This window comes from Streptomyces fulvoviolaceus, from assembly GCF_000718165.1.
Classification (GTDB): Bacteria; Actinomycetota; Actinomycetes; order Streptomycetales; family Streptomycetaceae; genus Streptomyces; species Streptomyces fulvoviolaceus.
This window is the reverse complement of record NZ_JOEY01000014.1, coordinates 123,567-141,477: the sequence shown is the minus strand read 5'-3', so window position 1 is coordinate 141,477 and position 17,911 is coordinate 123,567. Positions and strand designations below refer to the sequence as shown.

10 protein-coding genes are annotated in these 17,911 nt (G+C 72.5%); 8 read left to right on the top strand and 2 right to left on the bottom strand.

All coding sequences use genetic code 11. The features are described 5' to 3' along the window. The first annotated feature begins 10 nt into the window (after positions 1 to 10). From IG08_RS0116850 to IG08_RS0116830, 5 genes are read left to right on the top strand one after another with little or no spacing between them, the layout of a single operon-like run. Positions 11 to 2,215: a sialidase family protein gene (locus IG08_RS0116850; protein ID WP_030602283.1), complete on the top strand. Its 2,205-nt coding sequence runs from the start codon at positions 11 to 13 to the stop codon at positions 2,213 to 2,215. Further along, entirely contained in the window at positions 2,215 to 4,182 is a 1,968-nt protein-coding gene (locus IG08_RS0116845; protein WP_030602280.1) for a beta-galactosidase, read from the top strand. Before IG08_RS0116850 ends, IG08_RS0116845 begins: the two co-directional genes overlap by 1 nt. Further along, positions 4,179 to 6,374: a glycosyl hydrolase family 95 catalytic domain-containing protein gene (locus IG08_RS0116840; RefSeq protein WP_030602277.1), complete on the top strand. Its 2,196-nt coding sequence runs from the start codon at positions 4,179 to 4,181 to the stop codon at positions 6,372 to 6,374. The genes IG08_RS0116845 and IG08_RS0116840 overlap by 4 nt, the downstream gene beginning before the upstream one ends. A gap of 35 nt (positions 6,375 to 6,409) precedes the next feature. Continuing rightward, positions 6,410 to 7,123, top strand: a complete 714-nt coding sequence (locus IG08_RS0116835) for a glycoside hydrolase family 12 protein (protein WP_030602274.1) — start codon at positions 6,410 to 6,412, stop codon at positions 7,121 to 7,123. A gap of 31 nt (positions 7,124 to 7,154) precedes the next feature. Further along, positions 7,155 to 7,724, top strand: coding sequence for a chorismate mutase (locus IG08_RS0116830; protein ID WP_030602272.1), 570 nt, complete (start codon positions 7,155 to 7,157; stop codon positions 7,722 to 7,724). Between the two features lie 107 nt (positions 7,725 to 7,831). On the opposite strand, the gene IG08_RS0116825 is transcribed toward IG08_RS0116830, so the two are convergent. Together IG08_RS0116825 and IG08_RS0116820 are read right to left on the bottom strand one after the other, a co-directional pair. Next, the gene (locus tag IG08_RS0116825) at positions 7,832 to 9,895 is read right to left on the bottom strand and encodes a glycoside hydrolase family 31 protein (protein ID WP_030602270.1); all 2,064 of its coding nucleotides are present in this window, start codon (positions 9,893 to 9,895) and stop codon (positions 7,832 to 7,834) included. A gap of 77 nt (positions 9,896 to 9,972) precedes the next feature. After that, positions 9,973 to 10,986, bottom strand: coding sequence for a LacI family DNA-binding transcriptional regulator (locus tag IG08_RS0116820; protein ID WP_030602267.1), 1,014 nt, complete (start codon positions 10,984 to 10,986; stop codon positions 9,973 to 9,975). Positions 10,987 to 11,187: 201 nt separating this feature from the next. Between IG08_RS0116820 and IG08_RS0116815 the strand changes: the two genes are divergently transcribed. The 3 genes from IG08_RS0116815 to IG08_RS55850 all read left to right on the top strand — a co-directional run bounded on the left by IG08_RS0116815 (position 11,188) and on the right by IG08_RS55850 (position 17,870). After that, a complete protein-coding gene (locus tag IG08_RS0116815) occupies positions 11,188 to 13,512 on the top strand; it encodes a protein kinase domain-containing protein (RefSeq protein ID WP_052424733.1) in 2,325 nt (774 codons plus the stop codon). A 105-nt stretch (positions 13,513 to 13,617) separates the two neighbouring features. After that, positions 13,618 to 15,687 (top strand): outer membrane protein assembly factor BamB family protein, encoded by a 2,070-nt coding sequence (locus IG08_RS62475; RefSeq protein ID WP_030602262.1) that lies wholly within the window; start codon positions 13,618 to 13,620, stop codon positions 15,685 to 15,687. Positions 15,688 to 15,692: 5 nt separating this feature from the next. After that, the gene (locus IG08_RS55850; RefSeq protein ID WP_052424732.1) at positions 15,693 to 17,870 is read left to right on the top strand and encodes a protein kinase domain-containing protein; all 2,178 of its coding nucleotides are present in this window, start codon (positions 15,693 to 15,695) and stop codon (positions 17,868 to 17,870) included. The last annotated feature ends 41 nt before the right edge of the window (positions 17,871 to 17,911 follow it).

Sequence of the window (17,911 nt, the reverse complement as noted above, 5' to 3'; positions counted from 1 at the left end):
GAGGTCTGTCATGCTTACGTCCAGTCTGAGCCGGCGTGCCGTTCTTGCCGGGGCCGCAACCGCCGCCGCGCTTACCGCCGTTCCCGCTTTCCAGGGGCGTGCGCGGGCCGCCGTCGCCCCCACCTACCGCTGGCGCAACGCCGTCATCGGCGGGACCGGGTTTGTCACCGGTGTGCTGTTCCACCCGTCCGTACGGGGACTCGGCTACGCCCGTACCGACATCGGCGGCGCCTACCGCTGGGACGACCGGGCCGCTCGCTGGACGCCTCTCACCGATCACCTCGGGTGGGACGACTGGAACCTTCTCGGGACCGAGGCGATCGCCGTCGATCCCGCTCACCCCGACCGGGTCTACCTCGCGCTCGGTACCTACGCGCAGTCGTGGGCCGGCAACGGGGCGGTTCTTCGCTCCGAGGACCGTGGCGCCACCTGGGCGCGTACTGATCTCGCCGTGAAGCTCGGGGCCAACGAGGACGGGCGGGGAATGGGGGAGCGGCTGCTCGTCGATCCGCGGGACAGCGACACGCTGTGGCTGGGGACGCGACATGACGGTCTCCTCAAGTCCACCGACCGTGGGGCCACTTGGGCAGCCGTGAGCGGCTTCCCGGGTACGCCGAGTGCCTCCGGTCAGGGCGTCTCCCTCCTCGTCGCCGCCGGGCGCACCCTCTACGCCGGCTGGGGCGACTCGGACGGCACCGCGTCCAACCTGTACCGCACCGCCGACGGCACCACCTGGGAGGCCGTGCCCGGACAGCCCTCCGGTACCGCCGCCAAGGTGCCGATCCGGGCCGCGTACGACTGCCTCACCCGCGAGCTGTACGTGACGTACGCCAACGCCCCCGGCCCCAACGGGCAGTCCGACGGCAGTGTGCACAAGCTGGCCATCGCGAGCGGGAAGTGGACCGAGGTCACGCCGGTGAAGCCGGGCGGCACCACCAGCGACGGTTCCACCGACGCCTTCGGCTACGGCGGCGTCGCCGTGGACGCCCGCCGTCCCGGCACCGTCGTCGTCTCCACCAACAACCGGTGGGCGGCGGTCGACACCCTCTTCCGGACCACCGACGGCGGTCGCACCTGGACGTCCCTCAAGGACGCTGCTGTGTTCGACGTGTCCGAGACTCCTTACCTCAAGTGGGGCGCGGACGCGCCCAAGTTCGGCTGGTGGATCCAGGCGGTCGCCGTCGACCCGTACGACTCCAGGCACGTCGTCTACGGCACGGGCGCCACCCTCTACGGCACTCGGGACCTGAAGAACTGGGCCCCGCAGATCCGCGGCCTGGAGGAGGCGTCCGTGGTGCAGCTGGTGTCGCCTCCGGTCGGGGAGGCGCACCTGCTGAGCGGGTCCAGGGACATCGGCGTCATGTACCACGAGCGGCTCACCGCCTCGCCCTCGCGCGGCATGGCCTCGAACCCCGTGTTCGGGTCGGCGACGGGACTCGCGCAGGCCGCGGGCAGACCGGCGTACGTCGTCCGCGCCGGCTGGGGCGACAACGGCAACGGCGCCTACTCGAACGACGGCGGGCAGACCTGGGCGCCCTTCGCGGCCCAGCCCACCATCGCCAAGGACGCACCGGGACCGATCGCCACCAACGCCGACGGCAGCGTGCTGCTGTGGTCCTTCGTGCACTGGGACGGCACGAAGTACGCGGCCCACCGCTCGGCGGACAACGGCGTCACCTGGACCGAGGTCTCCTCCTTCCCGAAGGGCGCCACGCCGGTCGCCGACCCGGCCGACCCGACGCTCTTCTACGCATACGACACCGACACAGGAACGCTACTTGCCAGCACTGACAGTGGCGTCTCGTTCACTGCGCGTGCGGGCGGGCTGCCTTCCGGTGACAGCCAGTTCAAGCTGGTCGCCGCGCCCGGGCGCTCCGGTGACCTGTGGGTCAGCGCCAAGTGGAACGGGCTCTACCGGTCCACCGACGGCGGCGCGAGCTTCTCGAAGGTCGACAGCTGCTGGGCCTCGTACACCCTCGGCTTCGGCAAGGCGGCCGACGGGGCGGACTACCCGGCGATCTATCAGGTCGGCTCCACCGAGAGCATCACCGCCGTCTACCGCTCGGACGACGGGGCCAAGACCTGGGTGCGGATCAACGACGACCAGCACCAGTGGGGCTGGACCGGCGAGATCATCGTCGGCGACCCGCGGGTGTACGGCCGTGTGTACCTCGCCACCAACGGGCGCGGGATCCAGTACGGGGAGCCCGTCTGATGCCCGACCTGAGCACGGTGACGAACGGCCGCATCCTCTACGGCGGCGACTACAACCCCGAGCAGTGGCCCGAGGAGACCTGGCTCGAGGACGTCCGGCTGATGAAGGCCGCCGGCGTCAACTCCGTCACCCTCGGCGTCTTCTCCTGGGCCGAGCTCGAACCAAGCCCCGGCGCAAGGGAGTTCGGCTGGCTGGACCGGCTGATGGACCTGATGCACGAGAACGGCATCGGGGTCGTCCTCGCCACCCCCACCTCCTCGCCCCCGCCCTGGATGGGCCACCTGCACCCCGACACCCTGCCCGTCGACCAGGACGGCCGTACCGAGTGGTGGGGCGGCCGCCAGCACTTCTCGCACTCCAGCGCCACCTACCGGCGTTACGCCGCCGCCATCACCGAGGACCTCGCCGCCCGCTACGGCAGCCACCCGGCCCTCACCATGTGGCACATCAACAACGAGTACTGCACCTTCGACTGGAGCGACGAGGCCGCCGCCCGCTTCCGTGACTGGCTGCAGAACAAGTACGGCACGCTCGCCGAACTCAACGAGGCCTGGGGCACCGCCTTCTGGAGCCAGGGTTACGGCGACTGGGCCGAGATCCACACGCCCCGCCACGCCCACTACCTGAAGAACCCCACCCAGGTGCTGGACTTCCGGCGCTTCACCTCCGACATGCTCCTGGAGTGCTACGCCGCCGAGCGGGACATCGTCCGCCGGGCCACGCCGCAGCTCCCCGTCACCACCAACTTCATGCCGTTGTGGATCGGTCAGGACGCATGGCGCTGGGCCGAGGAGGAGGACGTCGTCTCCGTCGACCTCTACCCGGACCCGCGCGACCCCCTCGGCGCCCAACAGGGCGCCCTCGTCCAGGACATGACCCGCTCCCAGGCCCGCGGTCCCTGGATGCTGATGGAGCAGGCGGCCGGCCCGGTCAACTGGCGGGGCGTCAACCACCCCAAGCCGCGCGGCCTCAACCGCCTCTGGTCCCTCCAGGCCGTGGCCCGCGGCGCGGACGCCGTGTGCTACTTCCAGTGGCGGCAGTCCCGGCAGGGCGCGGAGAAGTTCCACTCCGGGATGGTCAGCCACGCGGGGGAGGAAGGGCGGACGTATCAGGAGGTCAAGCAGCTCGGCGCCGAACTCGCACGCATCAGCGGTGAAGTGACGGGCAGTCACACCGCCAACGACATCGCCGTCCTGCACGACTGGCACGCCTGGTGGGCCAGCGCCCAGGACGGCCGTCTCTCCAGCGAGGTCGACCACCCCGACCTCGTCAAAGCGTGGCACCGCGCCCTCTGGCAGGCCCACCTCACCACCGACTTCGCCCACCCCGAGCACGACCTGAGCGCCTACAGACTCGTCGTCGTCCCCCAGCTCTACGCCCTCACCGACGCGGCCATCGAGAACCTCATCGCGTACGTACAGAACGGCGGCACCCTCGTCTCCGGCTTCCTCACCGGCGTCGCCGACGAGGACGACCGGGTGCGGCCCGGCGGCATGGACGTACGCCTGCGTGAACTGTTCGGCATCCGCACCCTGCACGAGTGGTGGCCGCTGGACGCGGGGGAGGGCGTCGAGTGCGACGGCTTCCGCGGGACCCTGTGGTCGGAGGAGATCGAGAAGGACGAGGAGTCGGTGACGGAGGCCGCCTTCAAGGGCGGTGAACTCGACGGGCTGCCGGCCGTGTTGCGCAAGGGCCGCGCCTGGTACGTCTCGACACTGCCCGAGCCGGAGGCGCTGCGCGGTCTGCTCGGCCGTATCGCCGCCGACGCGGGCGCCCGTCCGGTGCTCGACGGCCTGCCGGACCAGATCGAGGCCGTCAGACGCGGTGACCTGCTCTTCGTGCTCAACCACTCCCGTGAGCCGGTGAGCGTCGAGGTGCCGGGCACCCACCAGGACCTGCTGACGGGGACGGCCTTCACGGACGAGGTGACCTTGCTCCGGTACGGCGTGGTGGTGTTGCGATCATGACCATCGTCCACGGCACGTGGGAACCCCGGCCGGCCGCCCGCTGGGAGGACGGCTTCCTGAGCGGCAACGGCCACCACGGCGCCCTGCTGTTCGGTGATCCGGACGACGAGCGGGTCGTCGTCACCCATCACACCCTCGTCCGTCCCAACGGTGCCGAACACGCCCGCCCGCCCCGGCTCGCCGCCGAACTCCCCGCGCTCCAGGACCAGTTGCTGGCGGGCGAACTGCACGCGGCCGAAGGCTTCACCGACGGCCGCGAACTCCAGTGGGTGCAGCCGTTCCACCCGGCATTCCAGGTACGGCTGCGCAGACCGACGCCCGCCGATCCGGACGACTACCGCCGTTCCGTCGACTTCACCACCGGCGTCGCGGCGGCGGACGGCGAGGACTGCAGCAGCCGCGTCTTCGTCTCCCGAGCCGACGACGTGATCGTCCAGCGGGTCACCGCCCCGGGCCTGGACATCTCCCTCGACCACAAGCTCCCGGGCGCACCCCACGACCTCGCCGTCGGCCACGGCGCCGTCCTCACCTCCGAGGGCGCCCTGCTCACCCTGCGCGCCCGCTACCCCGGCAGCGACCGGGCGTACACCGGAGTGACGCTCGTGGTGGTCACGGGCGGCCGTACGACGCTCACGCCCCCCGGCCTGAAGGTGACCGGCGCGGAGTCCGTCCTCCTGCTGACCCGCGTTCTGCGGCACACCGGCGAGCCGGACGCGCTCGCCGAGGCCCGCGCCCTGGGTGACCTGCTGCCGGACGGTGACGAGGACCCGTACACCCACCTCCTGGCCCGCCACACCCCCCTCCACCGCACCGCCTACGAGCGCGTGACCCTCGACCTGGACGCCGACCCCGCCGAACGCGCCCTCCCCGGCTCCGAGTTGCTCGAAAAGCACCCCGGCAGCCCCGCCCTCCTGGAACGCCTCTTCGCCGCCGGCCGCTACCACCTGCTCTCCGCCAGCGGCCTGTACCCGCCCCGCCTCACCGGCCTGTGGACCGGCGACTGGGACACGGCGTGGGCCGGAGCGTTCACCAATGACGCCAACGTCAACCTGCAGACCGCCTCGGCCGCGGCCGCCGCCCTCCCCGAAGTCACGGAAGCCCTGGCCTCCCTGATCCATGGTCAGCTCGACGACTGGCGCGAGAACGCCCGCTCCGTCTTCGGCGCCCGGGGCGTCATGGCGCCCGCGCACACCGACGGCGAGTCCGGGCTGACGTACCACTTCAGCCGCGAGTACCCCCTGCATCTGTGGACCGCCGGCGCCGACTGGCTGCTCAAGCCGCTCGTCGACCACGACGAGACCCGCGGCGAGCAGGACCCGCGCACCGCGCACGCCCTCGCCGAACTCGCCCTGTTCTACGAGGACTTCCTCACCCGGGTCGACGCCGACGGCCACCTCGTCGTCGTCCCCTCCTACTCGCCGGAGAACCGCCCGGCGAACGCGAGCTGGGGTGCGATCAACGCGGCCATGGACCTCTCGGCCGCCCGGCACGCCCTCCTGGCGGCCGCCGAGTACCACCCGGAGCGGGCGGAGGACTGGCGGGCCCTCGCCGACCGGCTCCCGCCCCACCGGATCAACTTCGACGGCGCGCTGGCCGAATGGGCCTGGCCCGGCCTCGACGACACCTACGACCACCGCCACCTCAGCCACCTCTACGGCGTCTGGCCGCTCGACGAGATCAACCCGTACGACACCCCGGGCCTCGCGGCCGCCGTCCACCGCGCCCTCGAACTCCGCGGCGCCGAGAACGACTCGGCGCACGGACACCTCCACCACGCCCTCGTCGCGGCCCGCCTGCGCGACGGCGAACGGGTCGCGCACGCTCTCGGGCAGGTCCTCAAGGGGGACTTCTTCCACGCCTCCCTGATGAGCGCGCACTACCCGAACCGCGACGTCTACAACGCGGACGCCGCGCACACCCTGCCCGCCGTGCTCGTCGAGATGCTCGTGCAGTCGACGCCGGACCGGCTGGTGCTGATGCCGGCGGTTCCGGCGGCGTACCCGACGGGCCGTCTGCACGGCATCCGTACCCGGTTCGGGGCGGTGATCGATCTCATGTGGACGCCAACCTGTGCGAAAGCAATGATCAGACCGTCCCGGACCCAGCGCATCGAACTCCGGACTTCGTCCGGCGCCGAGCCCCTCGACCTCGTCGCCGGAGAAGATCACGTCCTCACCCTGAGGGCGTGGTAGCCCCGCAACTCCCCCCACCCATGGAAAGGGACACCATGGCAAAGAGCAAACTGCGCAAGATCACCATGGCGGTGCTCGCCCCGGCAATGGCCCTCGGCGCCACCGTCGGCCTCGCCTCCGCCCCCGCACAGGCCGCCGTCTGGAACTCCTGCGACCAGTGGGGCAACACCAGCCTGAACGGCTACACGCTCTACAACAACATCTGGGGCTCCGGCGCCGGCAGCCAGTGCATCTGGGCCAACTCCGGGACCAACTGGGGGGTTTGGGCCGACCACCCCAACACCGGCGGCATCAAGTCCTACCCCAACTCCAAGAAGGTGATCAACAAGACGATCACCTCCCTCGGCTCGCTCTCCAGCAGCTACAACGTCACCGTCCCGTCGTCCGGCGCCTACAACACGTCGTACGACATCTGGGACACCGACTACGACTACGAGATCATGCTCTGGGTCAACTACAACGGAGCCGTCGGCCCGCTCGGCACCTCGCAGGGCAACGTCACCCTCGGCGGCCACACCTGGACCGTCTACAAGGGCAGCAACGGCGCCAACGAGGTCTTCTCGTTCCTGCGGACCTCCGACTCCAGCTCCGGCACGGTCCAGATCCTCCCGATCCTCAAGTGGATCAAGGACACCAAGGGCTGGTTCGGCAACGAGACCATCGGTGACGTCCAGTTCGGCTACGAGGTCACCTCGTCGTCGGGCGGCCTGGACTTCACCACGAACAACCTGACGGTCAGCAGTAGTTGACCGGGCGGGGTGGTGGGGTTTCATGGACCCCATGCATATCTCCACCCCCCTCCGTAGCGCTCTGATCGCCGCTGCCGCGCTGCTCGCCCTGCCGGGCACCGCGGCGGCGGCACCCGCGCCCTCCGACCTGAAGCCTGTCGCCGCCCTCTCCGCCGAACGCCTCGCCACCGCCGACCTCGTGGCCGCGGCCAAGTGGGGCACCGACAGCCCCATCGACGACCCCGCGCGCGAGCAGCAGGTCCTCGACTCCGTCGCCGCGCTGGCCGAGCAGGCCGGGGGCGACCCCGACGAGGCCCGGCGGATCTTCCGCGACCAGATCGAGGCGAACAAGACGGTTCAGCGTGCGCTGTTCCGCCGCTGGACGGCTCACCCGGAGCAGGCCCCGACGACCAAGCCGGACCTCAACCAGGTCCGCCAGACGATCAACCGCATCAACACGGACCTCGTCGGAGAGCTGACCTCCACCACCTCCGAGCGCACGGCCCCGACCTGCCGCCCGGAGCTGGCTTTCGCCGTCGTCCAGGTCCACCACGAGCAGCACCCGGACGCCCTGCACACCGGCGCACTGGTCCGCTCCCTGGCCTCGGTCTGCCGCAACTGACGAGGTCCGGCCGCGCCCCTGCTTTCAGGGGCGCGGGGCTGTACAGATATGCGGCTACCGCCGCGTGGGCGCGACCAGCCACGACGGCGCTACAGCCGAACGACGACCTATCCCTGCGGAGCAACAGGCAACCGCGCCCCGTCCCGCAGGAACAGCGGAAGTCGATCCAACGGCGCATCGACCGTCACCGTCGTACCCCCCTCGTACGTCTCACCGGTCCACGCGTCCGTCCAGGTCGCCCCCGCCGGAAGATACGTCGTCCAGGTCCTCGCCCCCGCCTCCAGAACCGGCGCGACGAGCAGGTCCCGCCCGAAGAGAAACGCGTCGTCGACCGACCAGGCCGCCTCGTCCTCGGGAAACTCCAGGAACAGCGGCCGCATGGGCGGCAGCCCCTCCTCGTGGGCCTCCCGCATGACCTCCAGGACGTACGGCTTCAGCCGCTCGCGCAGGCGCAGGTACTGCTCCAGGATCGCGCCGGCCTCCTCGCCGTACGACCAGACCTCGTTGGGTCCGCCGGTCATGTCCGGCCCCAACGGCATACCCGGGTCACGGAACCCGTGCAGACGCATCAGCGGGGACAGCGCGCCGAACTGGAACCAGCGGACCATGACCTCCTGGTACGCCGGGTCGCTCGGGTCGCCGCCGTGGAAGCCGCCGATGTCCGTGTTCCACCAGGGGATGCCGGAGAGGGCGGTGTTGAGGCCGGCCGCGATCTGGCGGCGCAGGGTCGGGAAGTCGGTGCCGATGTCGCCGGACCAGAGGGCGGCGCCGTAGCGCTGACTGCCTGCCCAGGCCGAGCGGTTGAGGGTGATGATCTCGTCGTCGCCGGAGCCGGACGCGCGCAGGCCCTCGTAGAAGGTGCGGGAGTTCTCGGCCGGGTAGCTGTTGCCGACCTCCAGGCCCGGGCCCGCCCAGTAGCGCAGGTTCTCCTGGAAGCCCGGCTTCAGCTCGGGCTCGCAGGCGTCCAGCCAGAAGGCCGTGATCCCGTACGGGGCAAGGTAGTTGTCGCGCACGCGTGACCACATGAAGTCACGGGCCTCGGGGTTCGTGGCGTCGTAGAAGGCCACCTGGACCGTCGAGGCGACTCCCTTGTCCGGCCAGTCGGCGTGCGCCATCGGGCCGTACTGGGTGCCGATGAAGTAGCCGCGCTGCTCCATCAGGTGGTGGTTCTCGCTCAGCGGGGACACCGACGGCCAGACGCTGACCACCAACTTGATTCCCATGTCGGCCAGTTCGCGGACCATCGCCGCCGGGTCGGGCCACTCGCTCAGGTCGAACTTCCAGTCGCCCAGGTGGGTCCAGTGGAAGAAGTCGCAGACGATGGCGGAGATGGGCAGGCCCCGGCGCTTGTACTCCCGTGCCACGGCGAGGAGTTCGTCCTGGGTGCGGTAGCGCAGCTTGCACTGCCAGAAGCCCGCCGCCCACTCCGGGAGCATCGGCGTGCGGCCCGTCACCGCGCTGTAGCGGCGCTGGCCCTCGGCCGGGGCGCCCGCGGCGATCCAGTAGTCGATCTGGCGGGCCGAGTCGGCCACCCAGCGCGTGCCGTTGTGCGCGAGCTCCACGCGGCCGATCGCCGGGTTGTTCCACAGCAGGGTGTAGCCGCGGCTGGAGGACAGGACCGGGATGCCGACCTCGGCGTTGCGCTGGATCAGGTCCAGGACCAGGCCCTTCTGGTCGAGGCGGCCGTGCTGGTGCTGGCCGAGACCGAACAGCTTCTCGTCGTCGTAGGCGGCGAAGCGCTGCTCCAGGCGGTGGTGGCCGTTGCCGACGGCGGTGTAGAGGCGCGAGCCGGGCCACCAGAAGTGGGCGCGCTCCTCGGCGAGCAGTTCGGCGGAGTCGTCGGTGCGCAGGAAGCGGATCAGGCCCTCGGCGTCGACCTCGACGGTCAGCGTGCCGACGGTCAACGACCCCTGTCCGTCCTCGATCTTGACGGTGGACGACGTGGCCGGCGGCTCGTCGAGCAGCGCACCCGGCAGTCCCTCCAGGATCGGACCGCCGAGCCGGGCCCGGACCCGGACCGCGTCCGGACCCCACGGCTCGATCCGCAGGGTCTCCTGGCGGCCGCTCCACTCCAGCGCGCCGTCCCGCTCGCGGAAGGTGCCGACGGTGGGGGAGGACTGCGCGAGGCTGACCTCGCCGGTCGGGGGCTGGGTTTCGGCAGGCTGGTTCACGTGGGGCGCTCCCGGAGTAAGGAGGACGGGGTGCAGACATGGGGGTGCCCCCGGCGGGGCACGGTGGTGAAAGAGCGTCAGGAAGCGGCCGGTGCGGGGCCCGTGCTGGCCCGGACCATCAACTCGGGTGAGATCAGGACGACTTCGTCGCTGCCGCGGCCGTCGAGCTTGGCGACCAGACGCTCCACGGCGTGCCGGCCCATCTCCTGGGCGGGGATGGCGACCGACGTCAGCCGCACGGAGGCCTGGACGGCGACCTGGTCGGGGCAGATGGCGACCACCGACACGTCCTCGGGGATGGCCCTGCCCTGTTGGCGCAGCAGCGCGAGCAGCGGTTCGACCGCCGACTCGTTCTGCACGACGAAGCCGGTGGTACTCGGGCGTTCGTCGAGGATGCGGGCGAGGGTCACGGCCATCGCGTCGTACCCGCCCTCGCACGGCCGGTGCAGCAGCCGTACGCCCAACTCCTGGGCCCGGGTGCGGAGTCCGTCGAGGGTGCGTTCGGCGAAGCCGGTGTGCCGCTCGTAGACCGCGGGCGCTTCTCCTATGACAGCGATGTCGCGGTGACCCAGCATCGCGAGGTGCTCGACACACAGGGCGCCCGTGGCCCTGAAGTCGAGGTCGACGCAGGTGAGTCCGGAGGTGTCGGCGGGGAGGCCGATGAGCACGGACGGCTGGTCGGTGCCACGCAGGAACGGCAGCCGCTCGTCGTCGAGTTCGACGTCCATCAGGATCATCGCGTCGGCGAGTCCGCTGCCGGTGACGCGGCGTACGGCGTCGGGGCCCTCCTCGCCGGTGAGCAGCAGGACGTCGTAGCCGTGCGTGCGGGCGGCGGTGGCGACCGCGATGGCGATCTCCATCATCACCGGCACGTACATGTCCGTGCGCAGCGGGATCATCAGCGCGATGATGTTCGACTTGCTGCTGGCCAGGGCCCGCGCGCCCGCGTTCGGGTGGTAGCCCAGCTCGCGGATGCTCTGCTCGACCCGGTGCCGGGTGGTCGTGGAGATGGACCGCTTGCCACTGAGGACATAGCTCACCGTGCTCGCCGAGACTCCGGCGTGCTGGGCGACCTCGGCGAGGGTGACCATCCAGCTCTCCAAGCTTTGTGAAGCGCTTCGACAGTGCGCAGTACGAACAAGGGCGGGTGAGGGTGGTTCGACAGTAGCTCCACCGGAGGTGGGTGTCCATAGGTTGTCGAAGCGCTTCGACAGGGACTTGCGGACCGACGGTCGCGGGGTCTGCCGGAGCGGTCTTTCCGGGGTGCGGGTTACTGCCTACCATGACCCGCCGTGGGGGGCCATGGAACGGGGGCGGACGAGGCCGGCCGGTGGATCGGGCCGTACCGGATCGTCGCGACGCTCGGCGAGGGCGGGATGGGCGCCGTACACCTGGGGCGGGACGCGCGCGGGCGACCCGCGGCCCTCAAGGTGCTGCGGGGCGAACTCGCGCGCGACGAGTCGATGGTGCGGCGCTTCCGGCGCGAGGCCGAGGCGGCTTCGATGGTGCGCGGACCGGGGGTGGCGCCGGTCCTGGCCTACGACCTCGACGGTCCCGTGCCCTGGATCGCCGCCGCGTATCTGGCGGGGCCGACGCTGCAGGAGGCGGTGGCGGAGTACGGGGTGTTCCCGGAGGCCGGGGCGCGGGCGCTGGTGGCCGAGCTGGCCCGGGCGGTGGCCGTGATCCACGAGGCGGGGCTGGTCCACCGGGACCTGAAGCCGGCGAACATCGTGCTGACCCGTGAAGGCGCCCGGATCATCGACTTCGGCATCGCGCGACCGGAGTACGGGCTGACGCTGACGCAGCCGGGGGTGGCTCCGGCGACGCCGGGCTATGCGCCCCCGGAGCAGATCACCGGCCGCCGCGCGGGTCCGGCGGCCGATGTCTTCGCCCTGGGGGCGGTGCTCGTGTTCGCCTGCACGGGACAGGGGCCCTTCGGCACGGGGCATCCGGCGGCCGTGGGGTTTCGGGTGGTGCACGAGGAGCCTGACCTGGAAGGGGTGCCGGAGGCGCTGGTCCCGGTCGCGCGGGCGTGTCTCCAGAAGGATCCGGCGCGGCGGCCGACGCCGGAAGTGGTCGCCGGGTGGGTCGAGGGGGCGGAGTTCGGGCCGGCGGGATCGGGGGGTGCGGCGTCGGGCGAGGGGACTGTGCGGTGGCTTCCGGCTGACGGGGACGGCGGCGGGGCGGGTCGCCCGCGGGCCGGGCGACCCATCGCGTCCGGCGGTGCGGGCCGGGAGCCGGGCGCGGGGTCGACGCCGGGCGAGCGCCTTCGTGGGCGCCGCCGCCCCCTGCCCGACGTCCCCGCCGGCGCCACCACCCCCAGACGCGGCACGCCCGCACCCCCCTGGCTGACCGCCCCCGTCGCCGATGACATCGACCGCCGGACCACCGACGCCGCCGAGCTGCTCAGGGCCGCCGCACCCGGCCCGTCCCCCTCCCGACGGCGGCTGCTCGGTGCGGCCGGTGCACTCGCCGTGGCCGGTGTCGGGGCCGGGGCCTGGTGGTTGACCCGGGACCGGACGCAGGGGCACGCCGTTCGTACCGAGAACGGCGTGCCCGTCGCCGAACCGCTCGTCGCGCCGACCGCCGACACCGTGCCCGCCCCGCTCTGGCGGGCCGAGGGCGTACACCCCGAAGGACCCGGGCCCGTCACCGTGGGGCGGGTGGTCGCCGCCGGGACCACCGGCGGAGTGGCCGCCTGGGTGCAGCACACCGGCCGCAGGGCGTGGACCTGGACCGGGCGGAAGCCGCCCGACCGGCTCGGCGAGCTGCGCGTCACCGGGTCGGCGATCCTCGTCGTGACCGCCGACGGCCGCCTCACCGCCCTCGACTCCCGTACGGGCACGCCGCGTTGGGAGACCGGGGACATCGGCGCCCGCCAGCTGCTCGCCGTGGACGGCCTGGCGGCGTACGTCCTCGACCGGGAACGCAAGGTCCGTGCCGTAGGGCTGACGGACCGTCGGATCCGGTGGACCGCCGCCCGCGCGGTCACCGGCACCGGCGCGGTCTGCGCCGTCACGACCCGGCTGCGGCTCATGGTGACCACCGACGACGGCATCGCCCACACCTTCAACACCCTGAACGGATCGGCGACTTGGCGGTGGGAGGTCGGCGAGCCCGTGTTGATCGGCGGCGGCAAGGTGAGCGCCCTGACCCCCGCCGTCTCCGAGGGCGCCTTCTGTGTGGGCGGCGACCCGCTCGCCCTGCTCGACGCGCACACCGGGAAGGCCCGCTGGACCCAGGCCCCGGACACCTCCTTCTACGGCGCCCCGACCGTCGCCGGCGGCCGGGTGTACGCAGGGCTGCCCCTCGAACTGTGGTGCCTGGACGCCCGCTCCGGGGTACCCCGCTGGACGGTACCCCTGGACTACAGCGGACTACCGCGCCGTACCGATGTCGTCGTCGGCCACGCGCTGTACGGGCTGATGGGCAATCCGACCGATTCCCCGGTGCAGCCGGGCGCCGACGGTGGCGTCTTCACCGTCGACATCCGCACCGGCAGGGTCCTGTGGACCTTCGCCGACCAGGCAGATCAGCCGGGGTGGCGGCTGGCCGGCGCCGCCGGACGGGTCTTCGTCGCCCGCCGGACCACCCTGCGCGCGATGCCCACCCTGTGAAACGGCGGGCGGCCGGTGCACGTCGTTACCCCTGCTTGAGGATGGCGCCCGCTGGGGGAGCGGTGCGCGCCCGGGGGCGCGCACCGGGGAGCGATGGGGGATCGCATGGAAGAGCTGCGCCCGGACGACGTACGCCTGCTGGGTCCGTACGTCCTGCTGGCCAGGCTGACACCGGCGGGCGGCGAACCGCGCCTGCTGGCCCGCAGCCCGGGGGAGGAGGGCCTCGCCGAGATCACGCTCATGCGCAACGGCAACAGCAACGGCGGCAGGACCAACGGCAACCTCAGGACCAACGGGAACGGCAAGACCAACGGCACCGTCCGTCAGTCCGCCGCCGCCCTGCGCGCCGCCACCGGCCCCGGCTTCCCCGACCTTCTGGAGGACGGCTCCGGCGCCCAACCGCCCTGGCTCGCCTGGCGGTTCGTCCCCTCGCTCACCCTCGCCGAGGCCGGCGCCCTGATGTACGGCGGTCTCCCCGCCGGCACCGTGCGCTCCCTCGCCGCCGGTCTCGCCGCACCCCTGGCCCGGCTGCACGTGGCCGGGTACGCGCACGGCGGCCTCGCTCCCGACGCGATCCTCGTCGCCCCGGACGGCCCCCGCCTGGTCCGCCCCCGGCTCAAGGGCAGCCCGCAGGACGACATCGCCGCCCTCGGCGACCTCCTGACCCATGCCGCCGCGGGCCGTGCCCCGGACGACCCGCTGCTGCGCCGCTGTTCCCACGAGGACCCCGAAGAGCGGCCCACGGCCCGGGAGTTGGTGGACGAACTGGGCGACGAGCCGTTCCAGCCGCCCGCCCGCCTGGTCGCCGCGCTCGCCCGCCAGGCCGACCGCGCGCTGGCCCTGGAGTCCGCCGCCGACGCCCCACCGCCCGCATCTCCCGGCAGGACGTCCCGCCGCACCCTGCTCACCGTCGGCGGCGCCGGACTGCTGCTGGGCGGCGGCGCGGTCGCCGGCTGGGTGGCCGGCCGGGGCGGCACCGCCGCGCTGACGCAACCGGCCGCGTCGAGCCGTCGTACGACACCGAAGCCGTCCGCCGCGCCGCGCGGCGCCCCGCCCGCCGCGCTGTGGCGCTACGACGCCAAGTACGAGTTCCTCCACGACAACAACGCCTGGCTGTGGCACGACGTCCGCCCGGACGGCGAGAAGGTCGTCTACCTCGCCGAGTTCCCCCTGCTCACCGCGCTGAGCATGACCGACGGCCGGCCCGTCTGGCAGCGCGGCGGCATCGAGTCGCGCGACCCGCTGCTGCCCGGCGCGCCCGGCACCCTGATCCTCCAGCGCGCCGGCCAGCTGGTCGCGGTCGACACCGACGACGGCAGGCAGGCATGGACCAAGCGCGTGGCCGGCGGCAACGACATCGGCGTCGCCGAACTGCAGGCCACCGACGAACGGCGCGGACTCCTCTACTACAAGGCCAACGGCCCCGAGAACATCGACGAGAACGCCACTCCGCGGACCTATCTCATCGCCTTCGACCTGCGCACCCGCAAGGAACGCTGGCGGCTGCGGGTGCCGGTCGCCAAGTCGGGCCAGTTCCTGCTTCTGACGGGCGACAACGACCTGCACGTCCTGTTCGGGATGGGCGGTGTCATGAACCTCGCCGAGGTCGACCCTCGCACCGGCCACATGGGCGCGCCCTTCCGCCACACCTGGACCGTCAAGGGCAGTTCGATCTCGGCGTCCGTGGCCTCCGGACAGCTCTACATGGTCAACAGCGGCCGTCTGACGGCAGCGCCCCTGCGCTCGGACGAACCGGTGTGGGAGATCAACCTCAACGACCACGACGACCGCGGATCCGGCACCGGCGTGTACGTCGACACCCCCCAGGTCTTCCGGATCCCCGGCCTGGGTCCCGTCGTGTACGTCACCGACGCGAACCGCACGGTGTACGCGATCGACCCCGCCCGCGGCCGCGAGGTGTGGCGCCAGACCCTGCTGCCCGACCCGGCGTACGGGGTGAAGAAGGCCCCGGGGCTCAGCCTGACCAAATCCGGGCGCACCCTCATGACCTGGGGGCGGGGGGCCGGAGTCGTGGCCCTCGACCCGCGCACCGGCACCTTCAGGTGGACCTTCCAGAACAGCCAGTCGGCCTCCTCGATCTACGCCGCCTACCCGGTGGAGGACACCGCGCTGGTCGTCAACGGCGCCTCCGTCTACGCGCTTCCGGCCGGGTGAGGGCGATGCGGCCGTACCCCCTCGTTGACGACGACCCGTACACCATCGGCGGCCACCGGCTGCTGGCCCGGCTCGGCTCCGGCGGCATGGGCACCGTCTACCTGGCCCGCACACCGACCGGCCGCACCGTCGCGCTCAAGGCCGTGCACCCCGCGCTCGCCGAGAACCCGGACTTCGTGACGCGCTTCCAGCAGGAGACCGACACCGTGCGGGCACTCGGCGACCTGGAACACGTGCCGCCCTTCGTCGGCGCGGGCACGGACGGCGGGCGGCCGTGGCTGGCGACCGCCTACGTCGTGGGCCCCTCACTGACGGAGGCCGTCGCGGCCCACGGTCCGTGGCCCGAGGCGTCCGTACGGGCTCTCGGCGCCCAACTGGCGCACGGGCTGGCCGCGTTGCACCGGACGGGCGTAGTGCACCGCGACCTCAAGCCGTCCAACATCCTGCTCACACCGACCGGCCCGAGGCTCGTCGACTTCGGCATCGCCCGGGCCACGGACGCCGAGCACCGCACCGGCGAGTCGCCCGGCACTCCTGCCTACATGGCCCCCGAGCAGCTCACCGCGGACGCCCCGGCCGGCCCGCCCTGCGACGTGTACGCGCTCGGTTCGGTCCTGACGTACACCGCCTGCGCCCGCCCGCCCTTCGGGGACGGCGAACCGGGCGAGGTGCTCTACCGCATCACCCACGAGGAGCCCGAACTCGACGCCGTGCCGGACGGGTTACGGCCGTTGCTCGCCGAGTGCCTGCAACGGGAGCCGGGTTCGCGCCCGACCGCGGTGTCCGTCGCCGAACAGGTCGGCGGCGACGGCTGGTTCGGTGACCGGCTGCCCGCCGCCGTGCTCGCCGACATCGCCGACCGCACCGCCCGCACCGGCGAGAGGCCGCCGCCCCGGGCGAGCGCGGGCCCGCCGGAACCGCACCGGTTCACCCGCCGCCGGCTGCTGACGGGGGTCGCCGCGGTGGCCGTCGTCGGCGCGGGCGGAGCCGTATGGGCGAGCACGGGCACCGGCGACAGCGGGAGCGCCGCGCGCCGCACCGCGCCCTCGCCGTCCGCGTCGCGCTCCCGGGACCCGGGTGACCCGCCGGGCGCCCTGTGGGAGTACCGCGCGAACTTCACGCGGTCCGGGATCGGCGCGGCGGCGGTCCTCATCGACGGCACGATCATGGTCCCCGACGACGACAACCGGTACGTGTACGGCATCGACGCCCGCAGCGGCACCCTGCGCTGGACCGCCGACGACGACATCAGTTTCGGCTTCCTGGCGGCCTGCGGCACCACGGCCGTGTCGCGGACCGTCGCCCAGAGCGGGCGGCTGGCCGGGCGGGAGTCCGCCGACGGCCGGGTCTGGCTCACCGCCCCGCTCGACGTGAGCTTCGCCCTGCTGTTCCAACCCGTCTTCGCGGCCGACGGACGGGCCGTGTACGCGGTCGGGCACGATCCCGGCACGCAGCAAGGGGACGAGGCCGCGGAGCGTGACCGCATCCTCCTTGCCTACGACATGACCGACCGCCGGCTGCGCTGGCGCCGGCCGTTGCGGCGCAGCGCCGCCACGGCCGCCGTCGGAGCGGTCGCCGACGGGGTGCTGGTCTTCCTGGAGAACGACGAGGTCGTCGCGTACCGCGCCGCCACCGGTACCCCGGTGTGGAGCCGCGCCCTGTCCGCCACCGTGCTCGACCCGCAGTACAACGGGCTGACCAAGCGGACCGTCGCCGCCGCGGACGGCACCGTGGTGGTCGCCGGACGCGGCGTCCTCTGCCTCGACCTGCGCACCGGCCGCACGTTGTGGAGCCTGGACCCCGAGGACACGGGCACCTCGATGAAGGGGTACGCGCTGCACGGCGGGACGACGATCGACGGCACCACGATCTACCTCAGCGTCCTCGGCAAGGACCTGACCGTCCTGCGACGCGACGACCGCCACAAGGGCTGGGAGTGGCGGAGCAGGCTCAGCGTCCCGGACAGCCCGGCCCCGCCCCCGCTGCTCGCCGGCGGCTACGTCTTCCCGCAGCGGGGCAGCGCCTCCGTGGAGGACGCGATCGCGGTCGACCTGCGCACCCACAGCACGGCCTGGACGCTGAAGAGCGTGGACTCGGAGGCCGCCGAGACCAAGCTGCTGTCCGACGGCCGCGTCCTGTACGTCCTGCGCGGCACCCGCCTGCGCGCCTACCCGCTGACCTGACGGCAACCTTTCGCGGGCGGGCGGCCACTGAGAGGACGTAA